The organism is Embleya sp. NPDC020630 (assembly GCF_044334985.1).
In the GTDB taxonomy this organism is placed as follows: domain Bacteria; phylum Actinomycetota; class Actinomycetes; order Streptomycetales; family Streptomycetaceae; genus Embleya.
Map to the genome: position 1 here is coordinate 127,992 of NZ_JBIRUB010000005.1, position 22,141 is coordinate 150,132.

21 protein-coding genes are annotated in these 22,141 nt (G+C 71.2%); 12 read left to right on the forward strand and 9 right to left on the reverse strand.

The window, feature by feature from the left end:
- Positions 1 to 29: 29 nt before the first annotated feature.
- The 5 genes from ACH4XV_RS19390 to ACH4XV_RS19410 form a co-directional block, all read right to left on the reverse strand.
- Positions 30 to 1,244: an ABC transporter substrate-binding protein gene (locus ACH4XV_RS19390; protein ID WP_395791312.1), complete on the reverse strand. Its 1,215-nt coding sequence runs from the start codon at positions 1,242 to 1,244 to the stop codon at positions 30 to 32.
- 80 nt (positions 1,245 to 1,324) lie between these two features.
- Entirely contained in the window at positions 1,325 to 1,750 is a 426-nt protein-coding gene (locus ACH4XV_RS19395) for a roadblock/LC7 domain-containing protein (RefSeq protein WP_078974825.1), read from the reverse strand.
- Positions 1,747 to 4,356 (reverse strand): nitrate- and nitrite sensing domain-containing protein, encoded by a 2,610-nt coding sequence (locus ACH4XV_RS19400; RefSeq protein ID WP_395791314.1) that lies wholly within the window; start codon positions 4,354 to 4,356, stop codon positions 1,747 to 1,749. Before ACH4XV_RS19400 ends, ACH4XV_RS19395 begins: the two co-directional genes overlap by 4 nt.
- 753 nt (positions 4,357 to 5,109) lie before the next feature.
- The gene (locus tag ACH4XV_RS19405; protein ID WP_395791316.1) at positions 5,110 to 6,342 is read right to left on the reverse strand and encodes an MFS transporter; all 1,233 of its coding nucleotides are present in this window, start codon (positions 6,340 to 6,342) and stop codon (positions 5,110 to 5,112) included.
- The gene (locus ACH4XV_RS19410) at positions 6,339 to 7,049 is read right to left on the reverse strand and encodes a DsbA family oxidoreductase (protein WP_395791318.1); all 711 of its coding nucleotides are present in this window, start codon (positions 7,047 to 7,049) and stop codon (positions 6,339 to 6,341) included. Before ACH4XV_RS19410 ends, ACH4XV_RS19405 begins: the two co-directional genes overlap by 4 nt.
- A gap of 289 nt (positions 7,050 to 7,338) precedes the next feature.
- On the opposite strand from ACH4XV_RS19410, the gene ACH4XV_RS19415 reads away from it, so the two are divergent.
- The 5 genes from ACH4XV_RS19415 (at position 7,339) to ACH4XV_RS19435 (ending at position 11,790) form a co-directional block, all read left to right on the forward strand.
- Complete coding sequence (locus ACH4XV_RS19415) at positions 7,339 to 7,878, forward strand: TIGR03086 family metal-binding protein (protein ID WP_395791320.1); 540 nt, start codon at positions 7,339 to 7,341, stop codon at positions 7,876 to 7,878.
- Positions 7,879 to 8,017: 139 nt separating this feature from the next.
- Positions 8,018 to 8,953 (forward strand): MBL fold metallo-hydrolase, encoded by a 936-nt coding sequence (locus ACH4XV_RS19420; protein WP_395791322.1) that lies wholly within the window; start codon positions 8,018 to 8,020, stop codon positions 8,951 to 8,953.
- 336 nt (positions 8,954 to 9,289) lie between these two features.
- A complete protein-coding gene (locus ACH4XV_RS19425; protein ID WP_395791324.1) occupies positions 9,290 to 10,075 on the forward strand; it encodes a CoA transferase subunit A in 786 nt (261 codons plus the stop codon).
- Positions 10,075 to 10,704 carry a 3-oxoacid CoA-transferase subunit B gene (locus ACH4XV_RS19430; protein WP_395791326.1) on the forward strand — a complete coding sequence of 210 codons (630 nt, stop codon included), beginning with the start codon at positions 10,075 to 10,077 and terminating at the stop codon, positions 10,702 to 10,704. Before ACH4XV_RS19425 ends, ACH4XV_RS19430 begins: the two co-directional genes overlap by 1 nt.
- Before the next feature lie 111 nt (positions 10,705 to 10,815).
- The gene (locus ACH4XV_RS19435; RefSeq protein ID WP_395791328.1) at positions 10,816 to 11,790 is read left to right on the forward strand and encodes a fumarylacetoacetate hydrolase family protein; all 975 of its coding nucleotides are present in this window, start codon (positions 10,816 to 10,818) and stop codon (positions 11,788 to 11,790) included.
- A 129-nt stretch (positions 11,791 to 11,919) separates the two neighbouring features.
- Here the strand turns inward: ACH4XV_RS19435 and ACH4XV_RS19440 are convergent, their stop codons facing one another.
- Positions 11,920 to 13,116: an MFS transporter gene (locus ACH4XV_RS19440; protein WP_395791330.1), complete on the reverse strand. Its 1,197-nt coding sequence runs from the start codon at positions 13,114 to 13,116 to the stop codon at positions 11,920 to 11,922.
- A 63-nt stretch (positions 13,117 to 13,179) separates the two neighbouring features.
- Between ACH4XV_RS19440 and ACH4XV_RS19445 the strand changes: the two genes are divergently transcribed.
- Positions 13,180 to 13,641, forward strand: a complete 462-nt coding sequence (locus ACH4XV_RS19445; RefSeq protein ID WP_380036475.1) for a winged helix-turn-helix transcriptional regulator — start codon at positions 13,180 to 13,182, stop codon at positions 13,639 to 13,641.
- An 18-nt stretch (positions 13,642 to 13,659) separates the two neighbouring features.
- On the opposite strand, the gene ACH4XV_RS19450 is transcribed toward ACH4XV_RS19445, so the two are convergent.
- The 3 genes from ACH4XV_RS19450 to ACH4XV_RS19460 all read right to left on the reverse strand — a co-directional run bounded on the left by ACH4XV_RS19450 (position 13,660) and on the right by ACH4XV_RS19460 (position 15,494).
- Positions 13,660 to 14,226: a hypothetical protein gene (locus ACH4XV_RS19450; RefSeq protein WP_395791332.1), complete on the reverse strand. Its 567-nt coding sequence runs from the start codon at positions 14,224 to 14,226 to the stop codon at positions 13,660 to 13,662.
- 151 nt (positions 14,227 to 14,377) lie between these two features.
- Positions 14,378 to 14,731: a hypothetical protein gene (locus ACH4XV_RS19455; RefSeq protein ID WP_395791334.1), complete on the reverse strand. Its 354-nt coding sequence runs from the start codon at positions 14,729 to 14,731 to the stop codon at positions 14,378 to 14,380.
- A gap of 169 nt (positions 14,732 to 14,900) precedes the next feature.
- Complete coding sequence (locus tag ACH4XV_RS19460; protein WP_395791336.1) at positions 14,901 to 15,494, reverse strand: hypothetical protein; 594 nt, start codon at positions 15,492 to 15,494, stop codon at positions 14,901 to 14,903.
- Between the two features lie 239 nt (positions 15,495 to 15,733).
- Between ACH4XV_RS19460 and ACH4XV_RS19465 the strand changes: the two genes are divergently transcribed.
- The 6 genes from ACH4XV_RS19465 (at position 15,734) to ACH4XV_RS19490 (ending at position 21,599) form a co-directional block, all read left to right on the forward strand.
- Positions 15,734 to 16,210 carry a GNAT family N-acetyltransferase gene (locus tag ACH4XV_RS19465; RefSeq protein WP_395791992.1) on the forward strand — a complete coding sequence of 159 codons (477 nt, stop codon included), beginning with the start codon at positions 15,734 to 15,736 and terminating at the stop codon, positions 16,208 to 16,210.
- Positions 16,211 to 16,480: 270 nt separating this feature from the next.
- Positions 16,481 to 17,587 carry an alcohol dehydrogenase catalytic domain-containing protein gene (locus ACH4XV_RS19470; RefSeq protein ID WP_395791338.1) on the forward strand — a complete coding sequence of 369 codons (1,107 nt, stop codon included), beginning with the start codon at positions 16,481 to 16,483 and terminating at the stop codon, positions 17,585 to 17,587.
- Positions 17,588 to 17,708: 121 nt separating this feature from the next.
- The gene (locus tag ACH4XV_RS19475; protein WP_395791340.1) at positions 17,709 to 18,659 is read left to right on the forward strand and encodes a cyclase family protein; all 951 of its coding nucleotides are present in this window, start codon (positions 17,709 to 17,711) and stop codon (positions 18,657 to 18,659) included.
- A gap of 311 nt (positions 18,660 to 18,970) precedes the next feature.
- Entirely contained in the window at positions 18,971 to 19,453 is a 483-nt protein-coding gene (locus ACH4XV_RS19480; protein WP_160161547.1) for a MarR family winged helix-turn-helix transcriptional regulator, read from the forward strand.
- 194 nt (positions 19,454 to 19,647) lie between these two features.
- Positions 19,648 to 20,547 carry an enoyl-CoA hydratase/isomerase family protein gene (locus ACH4XV_RS19485; RefSeq protein WP_395791342.1) on the forward strand — a complete coding sequence of 300 codons (900 nt, stop codon included), beginning with the start codon at positions 19,648 to 19,650 and terminating at the stop codon, positions 20,545 to 20,547.
- A 50-nt stretch (positions 20,548 to 20,597) separates the two neighbouring features.
- Positions 20,598 to 21,599: a TIGR03617 family F420-dependent LLM class oxidoreductase gene (locus ACH4XV_RS19490; RefSeq protein WP_395791344.1), complete on the forward strand. Its 1,002-nt coding sequence runs from the start codon at positions 20,598 to 20,600 to the stop codon at positions 21,597 to 21,599.
- Positions 21,600 to 22,141 lie beyond the last annotated feature (542 nt).

Consider the following 22,141-nt stretch of genomic DNA (forward strand, 5'->3'; position numbering starts at 1 on the left):
GCACGCTCCCTTTCGCTCCCGATCCGCCGTCAGCCCAGGGTGCCGAGTTCGCGGACCATCACGTTGCTCAGCGCGGTGCCGTCCTGCTTGACCTCACGCAGGTACCACTTCTGCACCGGGGCGTGCGACTTGGTGTTGAACTCCCAGGGACCGCGCGGGCTGTCCACCTTGCCGGTGTTGGCGATCTGGGCGTTGACCGCCTCCGGGGTGACCTTGTCGCCGGCGGCGGCGATCGCCTTGTCCAGCACGGCGGCCGCGTCGTACATCGTGGCCGACATCATCGTCGGCAGCGTGTTGTACTTCGCCTGGTAGGCCGCGACGAACGAGCGGTTGGCCGGGATGTCCAGCGTGGGCGTGTAGTTGAGCGAGGTGAACACGCCCTTGGCCGCGTCGCCCTCGGCGCCGAGCACCGCGCCCTCGGTGAGGAAGCCCGCCGCGTACAGCGGGATGTCCTTGATGTCGGACTGCTTGTACTGCTTGACGAAGTTCACCGCGGCGGTGCCCGCGTAGAACGTGTAGACCGCCTTGGCGCCCGAGTTCTTGATCTCGTTGAAGTACGGCTGGAAGTTGGTGGTCGCCGGGAACGGCGTCCACTTGGTCTTGCCGTCCGGGTTGGCCAGCTTGCCGCCGAGCTTGTCGAACGTCTCGGTGAAGCCGCGCAGCTGGTCGAACCCACCCTGGTACTCCGGGCCGATCGCGTAGACCGGACCCTGCACGGCCTCCTTGATGTACGGCGCCGCCGCCACACCCGGCTCCTCGGAGAGGTAGCTGGTGTGCCAGACGTAGTCCTGCCGCTTGATCTCGCCGGGGCGGCCGACGGCGCCGATCATCGGCACCTTGTTGTCGTTGACGAGGTCCACGTTGGCCGCCACCGTGGCGGCGTTGGACAGGCCCACCACCGCGGTGACCTTGTCCTGCTTGATCAGCTTGGTCACCGAGGGCACCGAGGTCTGCGGACCGTCGCCCTCGTCGGTGATCACGAGCTCGACCTTGTGCCCGCCCAGCTTGCCGCCGTGCTGGTCCAGGTAGGTCTGGAAGCCGTTCTGCAGGTCCGGTCCGAGCGCCGCGTACACACCGGTGAGCGGGATCGTCAGGCCGATCTTGAGCGTGCCCGAGGACGAGCCGCCCTTCTTGTCGTCGGCCGCGCTGCCGCTGCACGCGGCGGTGAACGCGAGCGCGCCGGCGAGCAGTCCCGCGGCGGAGACGCGGAACGAGCGACGGGATATGGGACTTGCCGGGGTCATGACGTGCTCCAGGGTTCGGACGGGTACAGCGGTCGATCGGTGGGATGGGTCGCGTCGGGAGGGACGCGGGGGCGGGTCGGTCAGCTCAGCGCGCCGCGCTGCACGTGCAGGAAGCGCTCGCGTGCCGCGGGGGTCAGGGCCGGGCCGACCTGGTTGATCAGCTCGGCCATCTCGAACGAGACCTGGCCGATGTCGCACTCGCGCGAGGCCAGCACGAGCAGCGACGCACCGTCGCTGACCTGCATTGAGAACATGAACGCACCGTTCATCTCGGTCAGGTTGCTGGCCACCGGGTCGGTGCCGAACAGCCGTGCGGCACCGGCCAGAAGGCTGACCAGGCCGGACGCGACCGCGCCGAGCTGGTCGGCGCGGTCCTGCGGCAGCGTGCTGGTGTTGGCCACCACGAGGCCGTCCGCGGAGACCGCGACGGCGTGCAGCACATCGGGCACCCGGGTGGCGAAATCGTTGAGCAGCCAGCTGAGATCGGCTGCGGTGGGGTGGGTCACGATCTCTCCTTGGGATCCGGTTCGCCGCCGTCGGGACGGGGCGAGGGGGCGCGTCGGGCCCGGCTGTGCCCGATGCCCTGGGCGAAGGCCGACATCGCCGCGGACACCTGGCGGGCGTCTCGGCGGTCCGGCGTCGTGGGGTTCGCCCGGGCGGGTGCCCCGGCCGAGCCGACCAGCGGCGCGGCGGGCGCGGGGGGCGTGCCGGGGTGCACGGTCGGGGTGTCCCGGCGTACGCGCAGCGGCAGGCCCTTGTTGGTGGTGCGGCCGGACTCGGAGGGTTCCGGAGTCAAACGCGGGGGCAGGGATTCGGCCCCGCGTCCGGCGGAGCGGTCCGGCGTCGCCGGGGTCCCCGGGAGTGCCGGGTTCGCCGGGCCGACCGGTGTGCCCGGGTTCGCCGGTGCCGCCGGGTTCGCCGGCGTGCGTATCGGCGGGGCGAGCGTCGGCGGGGTGGGTGCCGCCGGAGCGGGCGGCCGGGAACCGGTGAAGCGCAGGCCCGAGGGCGCGGGTACCTGCGGTCCCGGAGCGCTCGCGTCGCTGACCGGTTGCGGCTTGACCGGCGTGAACACGTTCTGCACGGGCTCGAACGGACCGGGGTCGGGGTGACCGCCGGCACGTACGCCGCTGTCGATCGCGCGCGTGGGAGTCGGCTTCGGCAGCGCCGGCGCCTCGTTCTTCGGCGCGCCCGCGCGGTGCCGGCCGGGGCGATCGCGGAAGACCACGATCGTCTCGGGCAGATCCACCTCGGCGACCGTGCCGCCCTGGGGTCCGGGCGCCAGGGTGATGGTGATGCCGTAGCGGGAGGCCAGGTGCCCGGCCACGGTCAGACCCATCGTGCGCACCGCGTGCACGTCCAACTGGGCCGGCGAGGAAAGGCGTTCGTTGAAGGCGGCCAGTCGCTCGGGGGTGATGCCCACGCCACTGTCGGTCACCGTCAGCACCGCGCCGTCGCCGCGCCGGTTCGCCTGGAGTACCACCCAGGTCTCCGGGCGGCTGAACTTGGTCGCGTTGTCCATGAGTTCGGCGAGCAGGTGCGCGACGTCGTCGCGGGCCCGACCGGCGATCAGGATGCGCGGGTCCACCGCGCCGGGGTCGACCCGGGTGAACCGTTCGATCCGGCCGACCGCCGCGCGCGCCACGTCCAGGAGCAGGGCGTCCTCGCGCACGCGCGCGGTGCCTTCGCCGCCGAGCACGAGCAGACTGGTGTTGTTGCGACCCATTCGCTGGACCAGGTGGTCCAGCGAGTACAGCCGCTTGAGCCGGTCCGGGTCCTGCTCGTGTGCCTCGGCCTCGTCCAGGACCTTGACCAGACCGTCGGTCAGACGCTGGTTGCGGCGGGCGAGGGCGACCAGCACGGTCGCGATACCGGCGCGCAGGACCGCCTGTTCGGCGGCGATCTTGACCGCGGCGGTGAACATGGTGTTGAACGCCGAGCTGACCTCGGCGATCTCGTCCTTGCCGCGCACCTCGATCGGGGTGCCGGCGCGTTCGGCCATCTCCTCGGCGGTCGCGCCGTCGAGGGAGCGACCCTGCTGGAGCTTGGCGACCGCTTCCGGCAGACCGGTGTAGGCCACGTCGTGCGCGGTGTCGCGCAGACGCACCAGCTCACGGGTCATCGGCCGGCCGAGGCGCAGCACGAGCAGCACGGCGGCGATCAGTGCGAGCAGCACCGCGCCACCCTGGCCGATCGCCCACCAGCGGCGGGAGTCGCGCTCGTCGGTGACCGAGGACAGCACGGAGGCGTCGACCTTGCGCTCCACATCGCTCATCTTGGCGATGCGGTCGTTGGTCGCCTTGGTCCACTCGACCTGCGAGATGAAGACGGAGCTGTCCACGCGGATCCGCGAGACGGCGTCCTCGAGGAGGTGCACGGCCTGGATCTCGGGCCCGGTCTGGGCCTGTTCCAGCCAGGGGATCCAGTCGGCGTCGGCGAGCGACTCGAACGACGACTCGCTCTCGTCGTAGCCGGTGCGGGTGGTCAGGATGTCCTGCTGTTGAGCCGGCGACAGCGTCTTGGCGGCCAACGCGCGCAGCACCGCGCTCTGTTGCTGGCCGAGCCATTCGGTGGCGTGCGACAGTGCCGCCGCCGCGCGCAGCCGGTCCGAGTTGTCGGGGCCGGCGCCGCCTGCCTGGGCCACGCTGTCGCGGTAGTCGAGCGTGGCGGCGATCAGGATGCGGTAGCGGAAGACGACGGCGGTCAGCGAGGTGCCCTTGGGCTCCTGGACCTGTTTGCGCAGCGCCACCAGGTCGGTCAGGCCCGCGTCCAGCTTGCGCAACCGTTCCTTCGTGTTGCCCGGGATCGAGCCGAGGTCCTTGCGCAGCTTGCGGTAGCGCGCGGCGCTCTCGTCCGTCGCGGCGGTGCGCTGGTGGTACGCAGCCAGCGCGCCGGGGTCGGGCCACAACACTGCGGTGGCCGCGGCGCGTTCGCTCTGCAGCCGGTGCGCGAGTTCGCCCGCCTCGGCGGACACCTTGGTCAGCGAGCGCAGGCGATTCGCGTCCAGGGCTTCGCCGGTCGTGGTGGACACGGCGAGGCCCGCCGACCCCACCATCACGGTGAGCGGCACGGCGACGAGCAGGACGAGTTTGCGAGTGATGTTCAGTTTGTCCACCACCCGATCGGCGCCCGGAGGGAGGAGGGGGCGGGGGAGAGAGCCAGGGATGCGGAGTCAATTATTCCGCTTGTCAAGTACGTCATTTTCCCGATGATTCGCACTTTCCGGTCTTGCCTTTTCGGTGACGCGGATCGCGTCCTATTCCGTGCACGACGGGCAGAGCCTAGCGGCATTCGCACGTGTGCTCGCAGTTGCCGGTGGGTAATACGCACGCCGAGCCGCATACGGTGCCGAATGTTGACACGCGTAAGTTAACTATGCGAAGCAAAGCGGATTGTGCGGCATGGCAACACGGGTCACGATATCGAACGATTTGGGGTCGGGCGTCGGTTGTCGCAGGTCTATATCCTGATTTCTACACCCGGGAAGTGATGCCCGTTTGCCAACCATTCGTTGGGATATACCGGATCGTTGCGCTCCGTTTATCCGGAGGTCGGGTGGGGTGGCGTGGCGAGGGTCGCCGGAAGTCGCCCGGGTGGATTTGATGGCGTGACGGGTTGGGAGAGTCACATGTCGGGTGGAGACGTGGGTCGGCTGTCGGGTGGTCCGAGAGCGCTGGTTGGCCGCGCCCCCGGCCATTAGTCGACCTGTGCCCACATCGATCAAGTTCCATGACAGTCGGTCGTGTTGCGCCGGGGCCGCGCGAGGCACGCCGGCCCGGCCCCGGATCGCCGCCCGGCCGACGGCGATTCGGCGCCGAACCTGTCCCGTTCGGGCATGACTTGCCCCGGTTCGGCGCCGAACTCCCGTTCAGCGGCGGACCGCTCCCGCGGTGAGGGCGATGACGGCCACGAGTACCGCCGGGATGGCCAGGGCCGTGGTCAGGCTGGTGTGGTGGGCGATGAAGCCGATCACCGGAGGGCCGGCCAGCAGGCCGATGTACGCGATGCCGGTCACCCGGGAGATGGCCCATGCCGCCGGAACCCCGGGGGTGTTGCCGGCCGCGCTGAACGTCACCGGGGCGACCGGGGCCACGCCGACGCCGAACAGGGTGAAGCCGAGCACCGATATCGCCGGCCAGGGGGTGACCAGCGCGATCGTCATGCCCACCGCGGCGATCAGCGCGCCCACGCGCAACACGCGCACCGGGCCGAAGCGTTCCACCACGTGGTCGCCCGCGAAGCGGCCGGCCGCCATGGCCACGGACATGCCCGCGAAGCCGAGGCCGGCGACGCCCGCCGAACTGTCCAGCGTTTCGCGCAGGTGCACCCCGCTCCAGTCGGCGACGGCGCCCTCGCCGACGAAGGAGCACAGGCCGATCAGCGCGAGCAGGACCACCGCGCGGTAGCCCGCGAGCAGTCGGCCCAGGCCGCCTTCGGCCCGGGCGGGTGCGCGGTCCGCGTCGGCGGTGGTCTCCGGCGCGCGTACCGGCTCGCGGACATGGGGGTCGTCCACGGGACCCAGAAGTGCCCGCGACCCCGCCCACACCGCGACCGCCAGTACGCCGGCCATGATCGACAGGTGCACCCTGGGGGTGATGCCGAGCGCCGCCGCGCCGGAGCCGATCAGGGCCCCGAACAGGCCGCCCAGGCTGTAGCCGCCGTGCAGGCTGTTCATGATCGGGCGGCGCAACCGCTGTTCGATCGCCACGCCCTGGGCGTTGGCCGCGACGTCGGTGAAGCCCATCAGGCCACCCAGGACCAGCAGCCCGACCGCGAGTGAGGGCAGGTCCCAAGCGAACGCCGGCAGCAGCAGGGACAGGCAGCCGCCGATCACCGACACCCGGGCGACGCGTCTGCTGCCCCAGCGCCCGGCGGCGGTGCCCGCGAGTTGCACCGCCACCAGCGCGCCCACCGGCGAGCCGAGCAGGGCCAGGCCCAACTGGGCGTCGTCCAGGTCCAGATCCTCCTTGAACTGGGGGATCCGGGCCAGGAAGTCGGCCACCGCGGCGCTGAACGCGAAGAAGACGAACAGGGCCGCGAACCGTGCGCGACGCAGCCGCGCGACGGACGGCGTCTCGGCCCGTTCCCCCAGCGTGCTCACACCGCGCAGGAGCCGTCGGCGCACGCGTCGGCGGCGGCCGGCTCCGGGGCGGACGACGAGCCGTCGCGCTCGCGCATCCCCTCCCGCACCTGCCCCAGCACCCGGAGGAAGGTGGCGGACTCCTCCGCGCCCTGCACCGCCCACGTGCCCTCGAAGACGAACGTCGGCACCGCTGTGACGCCGATCTCCCGCGCCTCGTCGATCTCCCGCCGCACCTCGGCGACACCCTCGTCGGAGGCCAGGTAGGCGAGCACCCGATCACGATCCAGGCCGGCCTCGACCGCGAACTCGGTCAGGCGGGCGTGGTCGGCGACGTTCTCGCCCTCGGTGAAGTACGCGGCGAGCAACCGGTCCTTGAGCGCGGCCTGGGCCGCCGGGCCGTACTCGGTCAGCGCGAGCCGCAACAGCCGGTGCGCGGTCAGCGTGTTCACGGCCAGTGCGTTGGCGAAGTCGAAGGTGATGCCCTCGCCCGCGCCGATCTCGGCGAGCCGGGCGTTCATCGTGTCCAGGTTGGCCGCGCCGAACTTCTTCGCCAGCCGCTCGCGCAGCGGGGCCGGTGTCGTGGGCGTGCTCGGGTCCAGTTCGTACGGGCGGTACGTGACCTCGACGTCCTCGCCGCCGGGGAACACGGCCAACGCGCGCTCGAAGCGCCGCTTGCCGACGTAGCACCACGGGCACGCGATATCGCTGTAGATCTCGACCTTCACTTGCTCTCCAGCCTTCCGGATCGGGGGCCCGGGGACGGCGCGCGGTGTCGGGCCGCGACGGCGCGTCGGGACGCGGGAAGTTCGGGCGGTGTACGGGACGGGCGCGGGTCGGCTGTACCGGCGGTCCCGGTGCCGGACGCACCCGGGACGAAACATTCGTGCGGGCGTCATCATTCCCCAACCGCGACGTATCGCGGCCTCGGGGCCTGGGCGTAGCCTGTCCGCTGCTCGTCTCCCGTCACCCGGACATCACGCCGCGTGGGCGCGGCGTCACCCCCGAGGAGCCTTCGTGGACCAGATCACCCAGTATCGGCGCGCCGTCGAGAGCTTCCGCCGGCTGCTGGCCGAGGTCGGCGACGCGGAGTTGACCCTGCCCTGTCCGTGTTCGGAATGGGACGTCCGGGCCCTGCTGGCGCATACGACCGGCGCGCAGCGCGGCCTGGCGTCGGCGCTGACCGGGCCGAACGAGCCGGTCTCCGAGGATCCCCGCGAGGACTTCGAGGCGGCGGTCGAGACGATGATCGCGACCTTCACCCCGGAGCGGGTCGCCGCCGCCATCAAGACCCCGTTCGGCGAGCGGACCGGCGGCTTCCTGCTCGGCATGGCCACCGGCGACATCTTCGTGCACGCGTGGGACCTGGCTCGGGCGCTCGGCCGGCCGAGCGACCTGGACCCCGAACTCGCCGAGGAACTGCTCGAGCGTATGCGGCAGACGCTTCCGGACGCCGCCCGCGGCGAGGGCCGCGCGTTCGGCCCGGAGCAGCCGGTCGACCCGGACGCGCCGGCCGCGGACCGGCTCGCCGCGTTCACCGGACGCGTGGTCAACTGACCGCAAATCGCCGATCGGGCCCGGGACATCCCGGGACAAGCCCTCCCGGACACGGCAACTGACGGTACGTCAGGCTGCGCGGAGGGCGGTCGGCGGTGTAAGCACGTCAACGCACACCCCCAGTCGATCGGGAGTATCGATGAGCACGTCGCAGCACGATCACGGCCGGATGGATCCGCCTCGCGTCCAGGAGGTGGCCGACGGAGCGTACGCGTACATCCAGCCGGACGGCACCTGGTGGATCAACAACACCGGGTTCCTGGTCGGTCCGGAGGGCGTCGTCGCGATCGACGGCTGCGCCACCGAGGCCCGCACCCGGACCTTCCAGGAGACGATCGCCAAGCACACCGACGCACCGGTGCGCACGCTGATCAACACGCATCACCACGGGGACCACACGAACGGGAACTACCTGTTCGAGACGGCCACGATCGTCGCGCACGAAAAGACCCGGACCGAGATACTGAACCTCGGGATCATGGAGGTCGAGTCGATCTGGCCGGGCGTCGGCTGGGGCGGCGTGCGGGCGGTACCGCCGTTCCTCACCTTCACCGAGGGCGTCACCGTGTACGCGGGCGATCTGCGGGCCCAGGTCCGGCACTTCGGTGCCGCGCACACCTCGAACGACTCGGTGGTGTGGCTGGAGGAGCAGAGTGTCCTGTACACGGGCGACCTGATCTTCAACGGCGGCACTCCGTTCCTGCTGATGGGTTCGCCCGCCGGCTACCTCGAAGTGCTGGAGAAGGTAAAGGAGTTGGGCGCGACGACGCTGGTCCCCGGGCACGGCGAGGTGTGCGGTCCGGACCAGATCGACTACGCCATCGGGTACACCGAGTTCGTGCTGGAGACCGCGCGCAAGGGCCTCGACGCGGGTCTGGACCCGTTGAGCGTGGCGCGGGAGACGGACCTGGGCGAGTACGCGGCGCTGTCCGACTCGGAGCGGATCGTGGGCAACCTGCACCGGGCCTACGCGGAGTTGGGCGGGGTGGAGCGGGCGGGGGCGATCGATGTCTACGCGGCGCTCGGGGACATGGTGACGTTCAACGGGGGCAAGCCGCTCTCGTGCTACGCGTAGGTGTGGTTGGCCGGCCTGGCGGCCTGGCCGGCCTCAGGCGCCGGCCGGGCTGAATCTGTCCGGCCTTCGGCCGGTGGCCTCAAACGCCGGCCGGGCTGAGAGGCGCGGGCCGGGCTGAGAGGCGCCGGCCGGGCTGAATTCGTCCGGCCTTCGGCCGAGAGTGGCCTCAAACGCCGGCCGGGCTGAGATTTTGGCCCGGTCGGCGTTGTTGTGTGCGGCTTCGGGTTCCCGGCGTGTTGTTGTCCCCCTCGGGCTTCCGGTGAGTGGAAGGGGGCTGTGGGGGGTTGGGAGAGGTGGGGTTAGCGTCCGGAGGGCGGGGTGGTGAATGGAGATGGTGTGGACAAGGTGGTCGGGGCGGCTGCTGAGGCGGTTTCGGATGTGTGGGACGGGGCCTCGGTTGCCGTTGGGGGGTTTGGGCTCTGTGGGATTCCTTCGGTGTTGATCGGTGCCCTGCATGCGCAGGGGGCCGCCGGGCTGAGGGTGGTTTCGAACAACTGCGGGGTCGATCGGTGGGGGCTCGGCATCCTGTTGCACGCCGGGAGGATCGCTCGGGCGACCGGTAGCTACGTGGGGGAGAACAAGGAGTTCGCCCGGCAGTACCTCTCCGGGGAACTGGAACTGGAGCTGACCCCTCAGGGCACGCTGGCCGAGCGGTTGCGGGCCGGTGGTTGTGGGATCCCTGCGTTCTACACACCGGCCGGGGTCGGGACGCAGGTGGCCGAGGGCGGACTGCCGTGGCGCTACGACGCCGAAGGCAACGTACTGGTGGCCTCGCCGCGCAAGGAGGTCCGCGTCTTCGACGGCGTCGAGTACGTCCTGGAGGAGGCCATCACCACCGACTTCGCCCTGGTCCGGGCGGCCCGCGGCGACCGGCACGGAAACCTCGTGTTCGACAAGTCGGCGCGCAACTTCAACCCGCTCGCGGCGATGGCCGGTCGGATCACCGTCGCCGAGGTCGAGGAACTGGTCGAGCCGGGCGACCTCGATCCCGACGCGGTACACCTGCCCGGGGTGTTCGTCCAGCGTGTGGTGGCGCTGACCCCCGCCCAGGTCGCCGAGAAGCCGATCGAGAAGAAGACCACGAACGGCGCGCCGGCGGTGCGCGGAACGGTGCGCGACTGATGGCCCTGACCAGGGAAGAGATGGCCGCGCGGGCCGCGGCCGAGCTGATCGACGGCTCCTACGTCAACCTCGGGATCGGCCTGCCCACCCTCGTGCCCAACCACATCCCGGCCGGCGTACACGTCGTGCTGCACTCGGAGAACGGGCTGCTCGGGGTGGGGCCGTACCCGACCGAGGACGCGGTCGACCCGGACTTGATCAACGCCGGCAAGGAGACCGTCACGGTCCTGCCCGGCGCCTCCTACTTCGACTCGGCGCTCTCCTTCGGGATGATCCGAGGCGGCCACATCGACACCGCCATCCTGGGCGCGATGCAGGTCAGCGTGGTCGGCGACCTGGCGAACTGGACCGTCCCCGGCAGCATGATCAAGGGCATGGGCGGCGCGATGGACCTCGTGCACGGCGCCCGTCGGGTGATCGTGCTGATGGAGCACGTGACCAGGAAGGGCGAGCACAAGATCGTCGACGAGTGCTCCCTGCCGCTCACCGGGAAACGTTGCGTGCGGCGGATCATCACCGACCTCGCGGTGCTCGACGTGAGCGATCGCGGTCTGCTCCTGGTCGAGACCGCCCCCGGGGTGACCGAGGACGAGGTGCGCGCGAAGACCGGTGCGCGGCTGCTGACCTGACGCCGTCCGCCGAGGTCGGGGCGTGGATCGACCGGCGCCGATGTGATCATTTAGCGATACCGACGCATCGTCGCCGGTCCTCGGCACGTACCGGAACAAGGAGCACCAATCGTGAAGTTCGCGACCTTCGACCTGAATGGCTCGATCCACTCCGGAGTGGTGTCGGGCGAGGACGCGGTACATCCGCTGCCGGCCGGAGAGACCCTGCTCGGCCTGATCGAGCGTGGTGCCGAGGCCCTGCGCGCGGCGGGCGAGGCGGCCCTGGCCGGTCCCTCGGTCGCGCTTGCCGACGTACGCCTGTTGCCGCCGCTCCAGCCGCCCACGGTCCGCGACTTCGTGGCGTTCGAGGAGCACGTCGAAGGAGCCATGATCACCGTGCAGGGGCCGGGCGCGGTCGTGGTCCCGGAGTGGTACGAGCTGCCCACCTTCTACTTCACCAACCCGTACGCGATCATCGGCCCGAACGACCCGGTCCCGATGCCGCCGGGGTCGGCCGTGCTCGACTTCGAGCTGGAGGTAGGCATCGTGATCGGCCGGGCGGGTCGGGACCTGACGGTGGATCAGGCGGGCGAACACATCATCGGCTACACCATCTTCAACGACTGGTCGGCCCGCGACCTCCAGTCCCGGGAGATGCGCGTCGGCCTGGGCCCGTGCAAGGGCAAGGACACCGCGACCACGCTCGGCCCGTGGCTGGTGACGGCGGACGAGTTCGAGGAGTACCGGGACGCGGACGGCTTCCTGGACCTGGCCATGCGCGCCTCGGTCAACGGTGTCGAGATCGGTCGGGACTCGCTGGTCAACATGGGCTGGCCGCCCGCCGAACTGGTCGCCTACGCCTCGCGCGGCACCTGGATCCGGCCCGGCGACGTGCTCGGCACCGGCACCTGCGGCAACGGTGGTTGCCTGGGCGAACTGTGGGGCCGGGGAAGCGAGTTGCCGTCGCTGCGCCCGGGCGACACGGTCTCGCTGACGGTCGAGGGCATCGGTACGGTGGCCAACACGGTGGTCGAGGGCGCGGCGCCGCAGCCCATCCCGGCGGCGCGCAAGCGCCCGCGCACCCGCAGGGACTCCTTCGACGCGTGAGCCGGCGACGCCCGGCCGGCGGACCCCGCCCGGGGCCCGCCGGCGGGGCCCGGGTTCGGCCGTTCGGCCGTTCACGTTCGTGCAGGTCGGCGCCCCGTCGCCGAAACCGTCGACGCGACGGGAGGCAGGCTACGCGCCGACCGGCGCGGGCCGACCGCGTCGCATCGGATCCCATGCCCACAGCAGCAGCGCGAGCGCGCCGAAGCCCGCGCCGAGCAGGCAGACGGCGGTCCAGCCCGCCGCCGCGTACAGCGTGGTCGAGGCGATCGCGCCGCCCGCGCTGCCAATCGAGTAGAAGATCATGTAGCCGCCGATCAGCCGGCTGCCGGCGTCCGGACGGAGCGGGTAGATCAGGCTCTGATTGGTCACGTGTACCGCCTGGACGGCGAGGTCGAGCACGATCGTGCCCACCACCAGGGCCCACAACGACTGACGGGTGAAGGCGAGCGGCAGCCAGGACACGGTCAGCAACATCAGCGCGATCCCGGTGACCCGGTGTGCGTGGCCGAGGTCGCCCAGCCGCCCGGCGGGGATCGCGCCCAGTGCGCCGGCCGCGCCGGCCAGACCGAACGCGCCGATCGCGGTGTGCGACAGGGACAGCGGAGGTTCGCTCAGCGGCAGCGCGATGCTGCTCCAGAGCGTGCTGAACGCGGCGAAGACCAGCAGGGCGAAGCCGGCCCGGACGCGGAAGACCGGTTCCTCGACGAACAGTCGCACGGTCGAGCCGAGCAGCCTGCGGTACGACAGCGGGGCAGCGCCGGCGCGCCGCCTCGGGAGTACGCGGTACAGCGTCGCGGCCAGCACCAGGGTCAGCGCGGCCGAACACAGGTACACCGCGCGCCAGCCCGCGAGGTCGGCCAGCACGCCCGAGACGGTGCGGGCGAGCAGGATGCCGACGACCACGCCGCTGGTGACCGCGCCGACCACGCGACCTCGTTCGGCGGGGGCGGCGAGCGAGGCCGCGTACGCGACCACCGCCTGGGTGACCACGGCGAGCAGGCCGACCGCGATCATCGCCAGGAACAGCGGGGCGGCCCCTCGGGCGGTTCCGACGGCGACCAACGCGACCGTGAGCAGCGCGAATTGACCCACGATCAGGCGGCGGCGGTCGATCAGGTCGCCCAGCGGGACGAGCAGGAACAGGCCGAACCCGTAGCCGACCTGGGTGAGGGTGACCACGACGCCGACCGTGCCGGGCGCGAGGCCGAGGTCGTGGCCCATGGTGACCAGGAGCGGCTGGGCGAGGTAGACGTTGGCGACCGCGACGCCGGCGGCGATCGCGAAGAGCAGGGTGAGGGCGCGAGATATCCGGTTGCAAGTTGCCACCAGGTGACCATAGGCAACCTTGGTAGCATGTTGCAACCGGTGGGGTGAGCGAGAGGACGGGACATGGTGCAGCGCACGCGGTTGGACGAGGACAGTTGTCCGGTGGCGCGCTCGGTGGACGCGATCGGCGACTGGTGGTCGCTGCTGATCGTGCGCGACGCGTTCGACGGAAGCCGCCGGTTCGGCGAGTTCCAGCGCAGTCTCGGGGTGGCCAAGAACATCCTGACCGCGCGACTGCGCGCCCTGGTGGCCGGTGGGATTTTGGAGACGGTGCCCGCGTCGGACGGCAGCGCCTACCGGGAATACGTGCTGACCGCGAAGGGGCGCGACCTGTTCCCCGTGGTCGTCGCGCTGCGGCAGTGGGGCGAGGCGCACTGGTTCGGGCCCGGCGAGCCGATGTCCCGGCTCCTGGACCGACGCGACGGCCGTCCACTGCGCACCCTGGAGGTGCGTGCGGCGGACGGCCGCCCCATCCGGCCGGAGGACACCGAGGTGGAGCGGGTCGACGAGGCCGGCCGGGACTGACCGACCCTCGAACTCGCGCTATCCGCCAGGGACTTCGGTGAGCCCGAGGTGGTTGAGCAGGGTGAAGAACAACTGCTCGACGAACGGATCCCGGCGGCAACTCAACAACTCCAGGATCGGCTCGGGCCGCACCTGGTAACCGGCCGCCGCCGCCCACCGCACCGCCGCCTCGGCGACCCGCGGCCGGTCCTGCTCCAGCCACGCGGCGGCCTCGTCCCGGAACCGGGCGAAGTCGCCCCGCCCGCCGCCCCGGTGCCACCGGTCCTGCGCCAACCGCGAGGCGGCGGTGCCCGGGTCGAGCCATCCCTCCCAAAAGTGCGTCCCGCTCAGTCCCTGGACGTGCGCGACATCGCTCTCGAACACCCCGCACACCAGCACGGGGGAGCCGGTCCGGGCGGCCAGGTCGGTCAACCACGGGCCCTGGAAGGCGTACGGATCCTCGAAGTGGCGCACGTGCACCGCGCGCCAGCCGTCGCTGTAGGCCCACTCGGCGTAGACCGGATGACCCTCCCCGCCGACATACGGCGCCAGGTCGGCCAGCGGCGTGTCCGCACGTAAAACGACGATGTCCCCGTTGAACCCCATGGCCACCCCTTCGGTCGCGATGTCCGTTGCGGCCCAACGTAGATACCGCGTCCGACAACCGACCGGGTGCCGGGGACGGGGGCATGCCGGAGGTCTTCGCGCGACGGCTCCGGGCGACTGTCCCGTCCTGGCCCGGACCCGCCGCCGGCGGTCAGTTCCCGGTCTCGGCGACCTGCTCCACCACGCTCGTCCCGTGGCCCTCGCGCGACTCCCACTCCCAGGTCTCGTCCAACCGGATCCGGCCATCGGGCAATACGACGACGGCGCTCACGCAGTGCCCGGAGGCGGTGCCCCCGGAGCGGTTCAACTGCACATAGCGGAAGTCCAGTGTGTCCCCGTCGCGGGTACCGACGAGGTGGCCGTGCACGATGTCGCCGCCGTCGTACTCGGCCCAGATCCGGCCGTCCGCCTCGTGGTACGCGAACAGCGTGGACGCGTCCACCTCTCCGTGCTCGGGCCGACCGAGCGGGGCGAAGCGAAGTCCATCCAGGGAAGGTGCGGTCATTGCGGGCTCCTTCGGGTACGAACGCGAGGCGCATCGGCGCTTGCCAGCCCGCAGCGTAGGTGCGGTGGCCCGGAGCCGGATTCCGGGGTCGGGGCGTCGACCGGGGAAGAATTCCGCTCCCGAAGGATTCCCGCTGCCGGACGCTTCCCGCCCCCGAACGATTCCCGCCCTACTCGTCCGGGGTGCCCTTCCAGCGCCACTTGCCCACCCGGCGCGGATGGCCCGGCAACTCGGTGCGGCCGGTACACCACAGCAGGGCCGGCCACGGCTCGAAGCCTGCGGGGGCGTCGGGGAACATCCGGGCCAGGACGCGGGCGCAGATCTCCGGGTCGGGCCGGTAGTCGAGGCCGAGCCCGGCCGCCATGTCGTGCATGTGGACCATCACCTCGATCATGCCCATCGCGGCGAAGCCGTCGGGGTCGGAGACGCCGTACGGGTGATAGGCGCGGTTCGAGTCCGGCTGCGTGGTGACCACCGACGCCAGGATCGTGCCGCCGGCACGGACCGCGTGCAACATCTGGGCGGGCGTCGGGTCGTCCTCGGCGTGGATGTCGACCGGGACGTAGTCGTCCATGCGACCCGACGCGACCTGACCCGCGTAGGCGTACAGATCCCCGACCACGTGGACCAGCGTGTCCCAGCAGTCCCAGTCGAGGTCGCCGGCCGGCCGCGACCAGTCCCGATCGCCCTCGGCGGCCTCGGCCAACACGGCGACGGCGTGCGCGACGGTCGCCTCCAGATCCTGTGCTGCGTGTGTTCCCATCCGGCGAGTTATACCGGCGCGGCTCCGGGAACGCACGCGACTATCGCGGGCGGCCACCCCCGTGTGGGGTCCGTGGGGGCGCCGGTGAGGATGGAGGTGTGCCCGTGGCTTCGCTCACCGTCCCGTCGATCGTTGCCGACGGCCGTGTCCGCCGGATCGTCCCGTCCTCGGAGAACGCCATGACCTCGACCGCCCCAGCCCCCGACGGCCGCGATTTCGCCGCCGTCACGATCGTGCCGATGCACGCCGAGCACGCGGAGTCCGTGCTCGCGATCTATCAGCTCGGCATCGACACCGGCAACGCCACGTTCCAGGAACACGCGCCCGACTGGGCCGAGTTCGACGCGGGCAAGCTGCCCGACCACCGCTTCGTCGCGCTCGACGGGACCGGCGGCGCGGTGCTCGGGTGGGTGGCCGCGAGCGCGACCTCGCGCCGCCCGGTCTACCACGGTGTGGTGGAGACCTCGGTATACGTGCACCCCGACGCGGCCGGCCGGGGCGTCGGCCGTGCGCTGCTCGCCGCCCAGATCGCCTCGACCGAGGCGGCCGGCGTATGGACCATCCAGGCCGGCGTCTTCCCCGAGAACGCCGGCAGCCTTGCCCTGCACGCCGCCCTCGGCTTCCGCACCATCGGCGTGCGCGAACGCGTCGGCCGCCACCGCGACCGCTGGCGCGACGTCACCCTCCTGGAACGCCGCAGCCCCACGGTGGGCTGACCCGGGCGATCGGGCAGCGGCCCGACCGGCCCCGAGCACGCTCCGAACAGGCCCCGAACCCGCCTCGAACACCGTCCACGCACACCCCGAACGGATCCGACGGTCCGTCAGATCCCATCCCGGTATGCCTTGACCTCTCCGGACACCGATGAATAATCGAGATCGGTTGTAGTGACCAAGGATGTGAGTGTTCGGCTTGGGGTGGGCCGGTCCGGGGCGCGGCGAAAACACCTCGCGGCGGGCCGTCCGCCCGGAACGAGGAGACGGTACATGCGCGCGATCCTGCACACCGCCACGGGCGCCGAGATCCGGGACGACGTCACCGTACGTGATCCGGAGGCCGGTGAGGTCCTGGTGCGGATCGTCGCCACCGGCGTCTGCCACAGCGACGTCAGCGTGCTCGAAGGCGTGATCGAGTGGCCCACGCCGTCCGTGCTCGGCCACGAGGGCGCCGGCATCGTGGAGAAGGTCGGCGCGGGGGTCGGCTCGGTCGCGCCGGGCGACCACGTCGTGATCACCACGATCGCCGCGTGCGGGATGTGCCGGCACTGCCAGACCGGACACCCGAACCGCTGTCGCCAGACGCTGGGCAACCGCGGTACGCCGTTCACGATCGGCGACGAGCCGGTGTGGAACTTCGCGGGCGCCTCCACCTTCGCCGAGTTGACCCTGGTCAAGGAGATCCAGTGCGTGTCCATCCCCAAGGACGTGCCGCTGACCTCCGCGTGCCTGGTCCCGTGCGGCGTGGTCACCGGCGCGGGCGCCGTACTCAACCGGGCCAACGTGCTCCCCGGGCAGACCGCGGCGGTGATCGGCCTCGGCGGCGTCGGTCTGTCCGCCGTCCAGGCGCTGCGCTTGAAGGGCGCGGGCCGGGTGGTCGGCATCGACACCGTGCCCGGCAAGTTCGAACTGGCAGGCGCGTTCGGCGCGACCGACTTCGTCAAGTCCGGCAAGGGCGTCGATGTCGCCGACGAGATCCGCACCCTGTTCCCGTACAGCGACGAGGTCAAGGTCGGCGTGTTCGGCGCGGGCGGCGTGGACTGGATCTTCGAGTGCACCGGCATCCCGGCCGTGCTCGAAAATGCCATGGAGGCGCTGGACTGGGGCGGCACGCTGATTGCCGTCGGCCAGCCGGCGCAGACCGCGACCGCGAGCATCCGGATCGCCAACCTGCTCCAGTGCGACCGGGGCATCCTGGGCACCCGGGCCGGCGGCGTACGTCCGCACGAGGACATCCGGACCATCGTCGAGCTGTACCGCCAGGGCAAGTTCGACTTGGACGCGCTGGTGTCCAAGGTCTATCCGGCGGAGGGCTTCCACGACGTCCTCGACGACATGCACCACGGGCGGATCGCGCGCGGGGTCATCGCGTTCTGATCCGGCCGCCCATCCGGAACGCCCGGGCCGGATCGGGGTGCGGATCCGTCGGCCCACCCCCCCGTCCACCCGTCCACCCGCTCATTCGTTCACCCGTTCCCCCGAGAGGATCGCGGCAGGCATGACGGAGACTCGCTCGACCGAAGGGGCCGCGTCGTCCGTCGCCCCGCCCCCCGCCGGCAACTGGGGCCGCTGGGGCGCGGAGGACGAGCGCGGGGCGCTGAACCTGATCGAACCGGAGGGGGTGCGAGCCGCCGCGCACGAGGTCCGGACCGGGCGGACGTACTCCCTCGCGCTGCCCATCACGCGCGGGAACCAGCCGGCCTTCGACTTCCGCGGCTCGCCGCAGCGGTTGACCCTGGTGAGTCAGACCGACGCGATGTACGACGGCTTCGAGGGTGGCGGCGACGTCGGGTCGAACGAGGACGTGCTGATCATCCCGTCGCACAACCTCACCCACATGGACGCGCTCTGCCACGTCCAGGCCAAGGGCCGCTTCTACAACGGCTTCCCGGCCGACACGTTCCGCTCCCACACCGGCGCCGGCCGCTGTGGGATCGACAAGCTGGGCGCGTTCGCGACCCGGGCGGTGCTGCTCGACCTGCCCCGCCACTTCGACACGCCGCACCTGGAGGGCGGCTACCGGATCACCGCCGCGGATCTGGCGGGTTGCGCCGAGCGGCAGGGGGTCGAGGTGCGGTCCGGCGACGCGTTGCTTGTGCGGACCGGCTACCTCGACGAATACCGGGCGATCGAGGCGTCCGGCCGCGAGCCGTCCTTCGCGCAGCCCGGTCTGTCGCTCGACGCGGTCGACTACGTCCGGGCCCGGGAGATCAGCGTCGTGGGCGCCGACAACAGCGCGGTCGAGTGCATTCCGTTCGACGACCGCTTCCTGTCGGTACACATCGCGTTGCTGGTGGAATCGGGTGTACCGCTGCTCGAACACCTGTGGTTGACCGACCTTGCCGAGGGCATGGCACAGGCGGGTACCTATTCGTGCCTGCTGTGCGTATCCCCGCTTCCGGTCACCGGTGCAACGGGCAGTCCCATCAATCCGGTTGCCATTGTCTGATCGTCGGACGACTGACATAGTCCATGGGCAGGTCGTCTCGGTCTCGTTTCCTCCGTCGGGACCGAGGCGACCGCTCGGATCGAGCCCGCAACACCTGCCTCCGGTAGGCCTGTACACACCGGTACACGCCCGTACGCGCACGTACATCCGTCGAGGCACCCGAGGTACCCACTCCACAATGCGAGGCATTTGCCGAGCGGCCCATCGGGCCGATCCGGCCGCTCGGGCACGGAATCCGGAATCCGATACGGGTAATGCACGTTATCGCACAGTATTAAATTGACGTAGTCAAGGACTGCTATCATGGCGGGGTGAACTCCACCGAAAACGTCGAAGCGATCCAGCGGGCGCTGGAGGCCCTGCTTCGGCGCCACGCCAGCCGCCGAGTGTACGCGGGCCAGGCCGCCGCGGCGGGCGCGACCATCTCGCAGCCCGCCTATGTGCTGCTGCGCCGAATCGAGAAGCAAGGCCCGCTCCCCATGGGGGAGTTGGCGCGCATGACGAACATGGACCCGGGTGCCACCGCGCGCCAGGTGGGCCAGTTGGAGCGGGACGGCTACGTCCGGCGCTCGCCCAGTCCGGACGACGGTCGGGTCAGCCTCGTCTCGCTCACCCCGCGCGGCGACTCCGTGCGGCGCCGGTTGAACGACGTCATGGATCGACGGATGAGCGAGATGCTCGACCGCTGGAGCGACGAGGATCGCGAGACGTTCGCCACGCTGCTGCAGCGATTCGTCGAGGAGATGGCCCAGGGCGAGATTCCCGCGGCCGAGGTCGAGGACAGCGCCGTCTGACCATCCGACTATTCGTCATATTCCATATTGATTGCCGGGGTTGGCCGTACGGGCGGCGTTCGCAGTGGCTGCGTTCGTGACATTCGACGGTGGACCCCGGCAATTTTTGTGGGCAATCGCGCGAGGGTCGTGGGCGGTCGGAATGCGCGAAGTCATCACTTGATCTGGTCAAGGATTCCGCTTACCGTCCCAGGGTGATCAAGTTCGACATCCGCGACGGGGTTGCCGTCGTCACGTTGGATCGTCCCGACAAACTCAATGTGTTCTCCGGGGGTATGGGTTCGGCCCTCGGGGACGCCTACGCGCGGTGTGACGCCGACGACGCGGTGCGCGCGGTGGTACTCACGGGCGCGGGGCGGGCGTTCTGCGCGGGCGCCGACATGTCGCCGGAGGCGGACAGCTTCGCGGGGCCGGGTTCGGGGACAGGCTCGGGGGCGGCGCCGGCGCTGAGCGCGGGTGCCGGTGTGGCGGCGCGGTCGCGGGAGTTCAGCGCGTCGCCGGTGCGGCCGGCCGCCTGGGAGGTGCGCAAGCCGGTGATCGCGGCGATCAACGGGCACGCGATCGGCATCGGCTTCACGCTGGCGATGCAGTGCGACATCCGGCTCGTGGCCGAGGACGCCAAGCTGGCGATTCCACAGGTACGGCGCGGCATGGTCCCCGACGCCCAGTCGCACTGGACGGTACCGGCGGCCACGTCGCGGGCGGTGGCCGCCGACATCCTGCTGACCGGGCGCACCTTCCGCGGCGCCGAGGCGGCCGTACTCGGCCTGGTGTCCAGGGCGTTGCCCGCCGACGAGGTACTGCCCGCCGCGCTGGAGATCGCGCGCGACATCGCGACCAACGTGCACCCGGTGTCGGCCGCGCTCACCAAACGACTGCTGTGGGCCGACGCCGGACTCGACGAGGTCGAACGCCTGGAAACCGCCTACCACCGCGTGCTGATGGGCACCGACGACGCCCGCGAGGGCCCGCGCGCGTGGTCCGAACGGCGCACACCACGCTGGACCGGCACGGTCACCGGCGCGTGGGACGGTGTACTGGCGGCGGAATCATCGCAACAGCAGGACCCTTCGGTACGACAGGAGCACCAGTGACCCCCTCTCCGCCGACACCCCGTCGCCTGACAACCCCTCAGCTCGATGTCATGGCAGCCGGCCTCACCCTCCGCGACATGCAACGGGCCGCGGCAGCCACCGAGCGCGCCGGGTTCGACGGCCTGTGGCTCACCGAGGGCGGCCGCACCGCGTACACCGCCGCCACCGCCGCGGCGCTGGCCACCGAGAACCTGACCGTCGGGACCGGCATCGCGGTCGCGTTCGCCCGAAGCCCGATGGTCACCGCGTCGGCGGCCTGGGAGTTGGCCGAGGCGACCGGCGGCCGGTTCGTACTGGGCCTGGGCACCCAGGTGCGGCCACACATCGAACGGCGCTACTCGGCCGAGTTCGACCGGCCGGGCCCACGACTGCGCGAGTACGTCGGCGCGCTGCGGGCGATCTGGGCGGCCTTCCGGGGCGAGGAACGGCTGCGGTTCAAGGGCGACTTCTACCGGTTCACCCTGATGACGCCGGAGTGGACGCCGGGCGGCTCGATCGCCGACCCGCCGATCTACCTGGCTGGGGTCAACCCGTGGATGTTGCGCATGATCGGCGAGGTGGCCGACGGCCTGCACGTGCACCCGCTGCACAGCGTGCGCTACATCGACGAGGTGGTCCGCCCCGAACTGGCCGCCGGCGGCGCGGCCGACGACTTCGCGCTGGTCTGCCCGGTGATGACGGCCACCGGCGACACCGACGAGGAGATCGAGACCGAACGCGAGAAGCTGCGCCTGCGCCTGGCCTTCTACGGCTCGACCCCCGGCTACTCGAAGGTCTTCGAAACCCACGGCTGGAACGACCTCCAACCCCGCCTCAACCGCCTCTTCGCCACCAAGGACCGCCAGGCCATGGCCACCGCCATCACCGACGAAATCCTGGACACCCTCACGGTAACGGCCCGTTGGACCGACCTGGCCCAGTCCCTCCTGACCCGCTACGAAGGAGTGGCAACCCGAGTAGTCGCGTACTCGGCAGTGAGCACCTGGCGCGAAAACCCGGCACTGCTCGAACGCTGGACAGAGGTGACCCGCCAGTTCCACGAACGGAGCTGAGCCGAGCCGGGCGTTCCCGGCGCGCGTTGCGCCCTGGGCCGCGGGTGGCCGGTGCGGGATCGGCCAGAGTCGGCGATGGGCCGCCGCCGGCGTGCGGGGCTCCGAGACCGGGGGTTCCCGGCGAGGCGGGCGTGTTGCTCGCCGAAATCCGGCCGGCAGCGGCGGGCAGGGAGGCGGGTTGGGTCAGGTTCCCGGGCCGGCCTTCCCGAGTGGGCCGGGTGTTTCCGGCGGGCGTTGCGCCTTGGGTTGCGGGTGGCCGGTGCGGGGCTGGTTAGAGTCGGTGGTGGGCTGCCGCCGGCGTGCGTGGCTCCGAGACTGCGGGCTCCGGGCGAGGCGGGCGTGTTGGTCGGCGAAAACCGGCCGGCAGCGGGGGCGGGAGGGGGCTCGGGTCGGGTTCTCGGCCGGCTTTTCCGAGTGGGTCGGGTGTTTCCGGTGGGCGTTGCGCCTTGGGTTGCGGGTGGCCGGTGCGGGGCTGGTCAGAGTCGGTGGTGGGCCGCCGCCGGCGTGCGGGGCTCCGAGACTGCGGGCTCCGGGCGAGGCGG

Excerpts from the sequence above, each read along its gene's own strand:
- ACH4XV_RS19390 (WP_395791312.1), bottom strand. The coding sequence starts at position 1,244 with ATGACCCCGGCAAGTCCCATATCCCGTCGCTCGTTCCGCGTCTCCGCC.
- ACH4XV_RS19420 (WP_395791322.1), top strand. The coding sequence starts at position 8,018 with ATGAGCACGTCGCAGCACGATCACGGCCGGATGGATCCGCCTCGCGTC.
- ACH4XV_RS19430 (WP_395791326.1), top strand. The coding sequence starts at position 10,075 with ATGGCCCTGACCAGGGAAGAGATGGCCGCGCGGGCCGCGGCCGAGCTG.
- ACH4XV_RS19445 (WP_380036475.1), top strand. The coding sequence starts at position 13,180 with ATGGTGCAGCGCACGCGGTTGGACGAGGACAGTTGTCCGGTGGCGCGC.
- ACH4XV_RS19450 (WP_395791332.1), bottom strand. The coding sequence starts at position 14,226 with ATGGGGTTCAACGGGGACATCGTCGTTTTACGTGCGGACACGCCGCTG.
- ACH4XV_RS19455 (WP_395791334.1), bottom strand. The coding sequence starts at position 14,731 with ATGACCGCACCTTCCCTGGATGGACTTCGCTTCGCCCCGCTCGGTCGG.
- ACH4XV_RS19460 (WP_395791336.1), bottom strand. The coding sequence starts at position 15,494 with ATGGGAACACACGCAGCACAGGATCTGGAGGCGACCGTCGCGCACGCC.
- ACH4XV_RS19465 (WP_395791992.1), top strand. The coding sequence starts at position 15,734 with ATGCACGCCGAGCACGCGGAGTCCGTGCTCGCGATCTATCAGCTCGGC.
- ACH4XV_RS19470 (WP_395791338.1), top strand. The coding sequence starts at position 16,481 with ATGCGCGCGATCCTGCACACCGCCACGGGCGCCGAGATCCGGGACGAC.
- ACH4XV_RS19475 (WP_395791340.1), top strand. The coding sequence starts at position 17,709 with ATGACGGAGACTCGCTCGACCGAAGGGGCCGCGTCGTCCGTCGCCCCG.
- ACH4XV_RS19490 (WP_395791344.1), top strand. The coding sequence starts at position 20,598 with ATGGCAGCCGGCCTCACCCTCCGCGACATGCAACGGGCCGCGGCAGCC.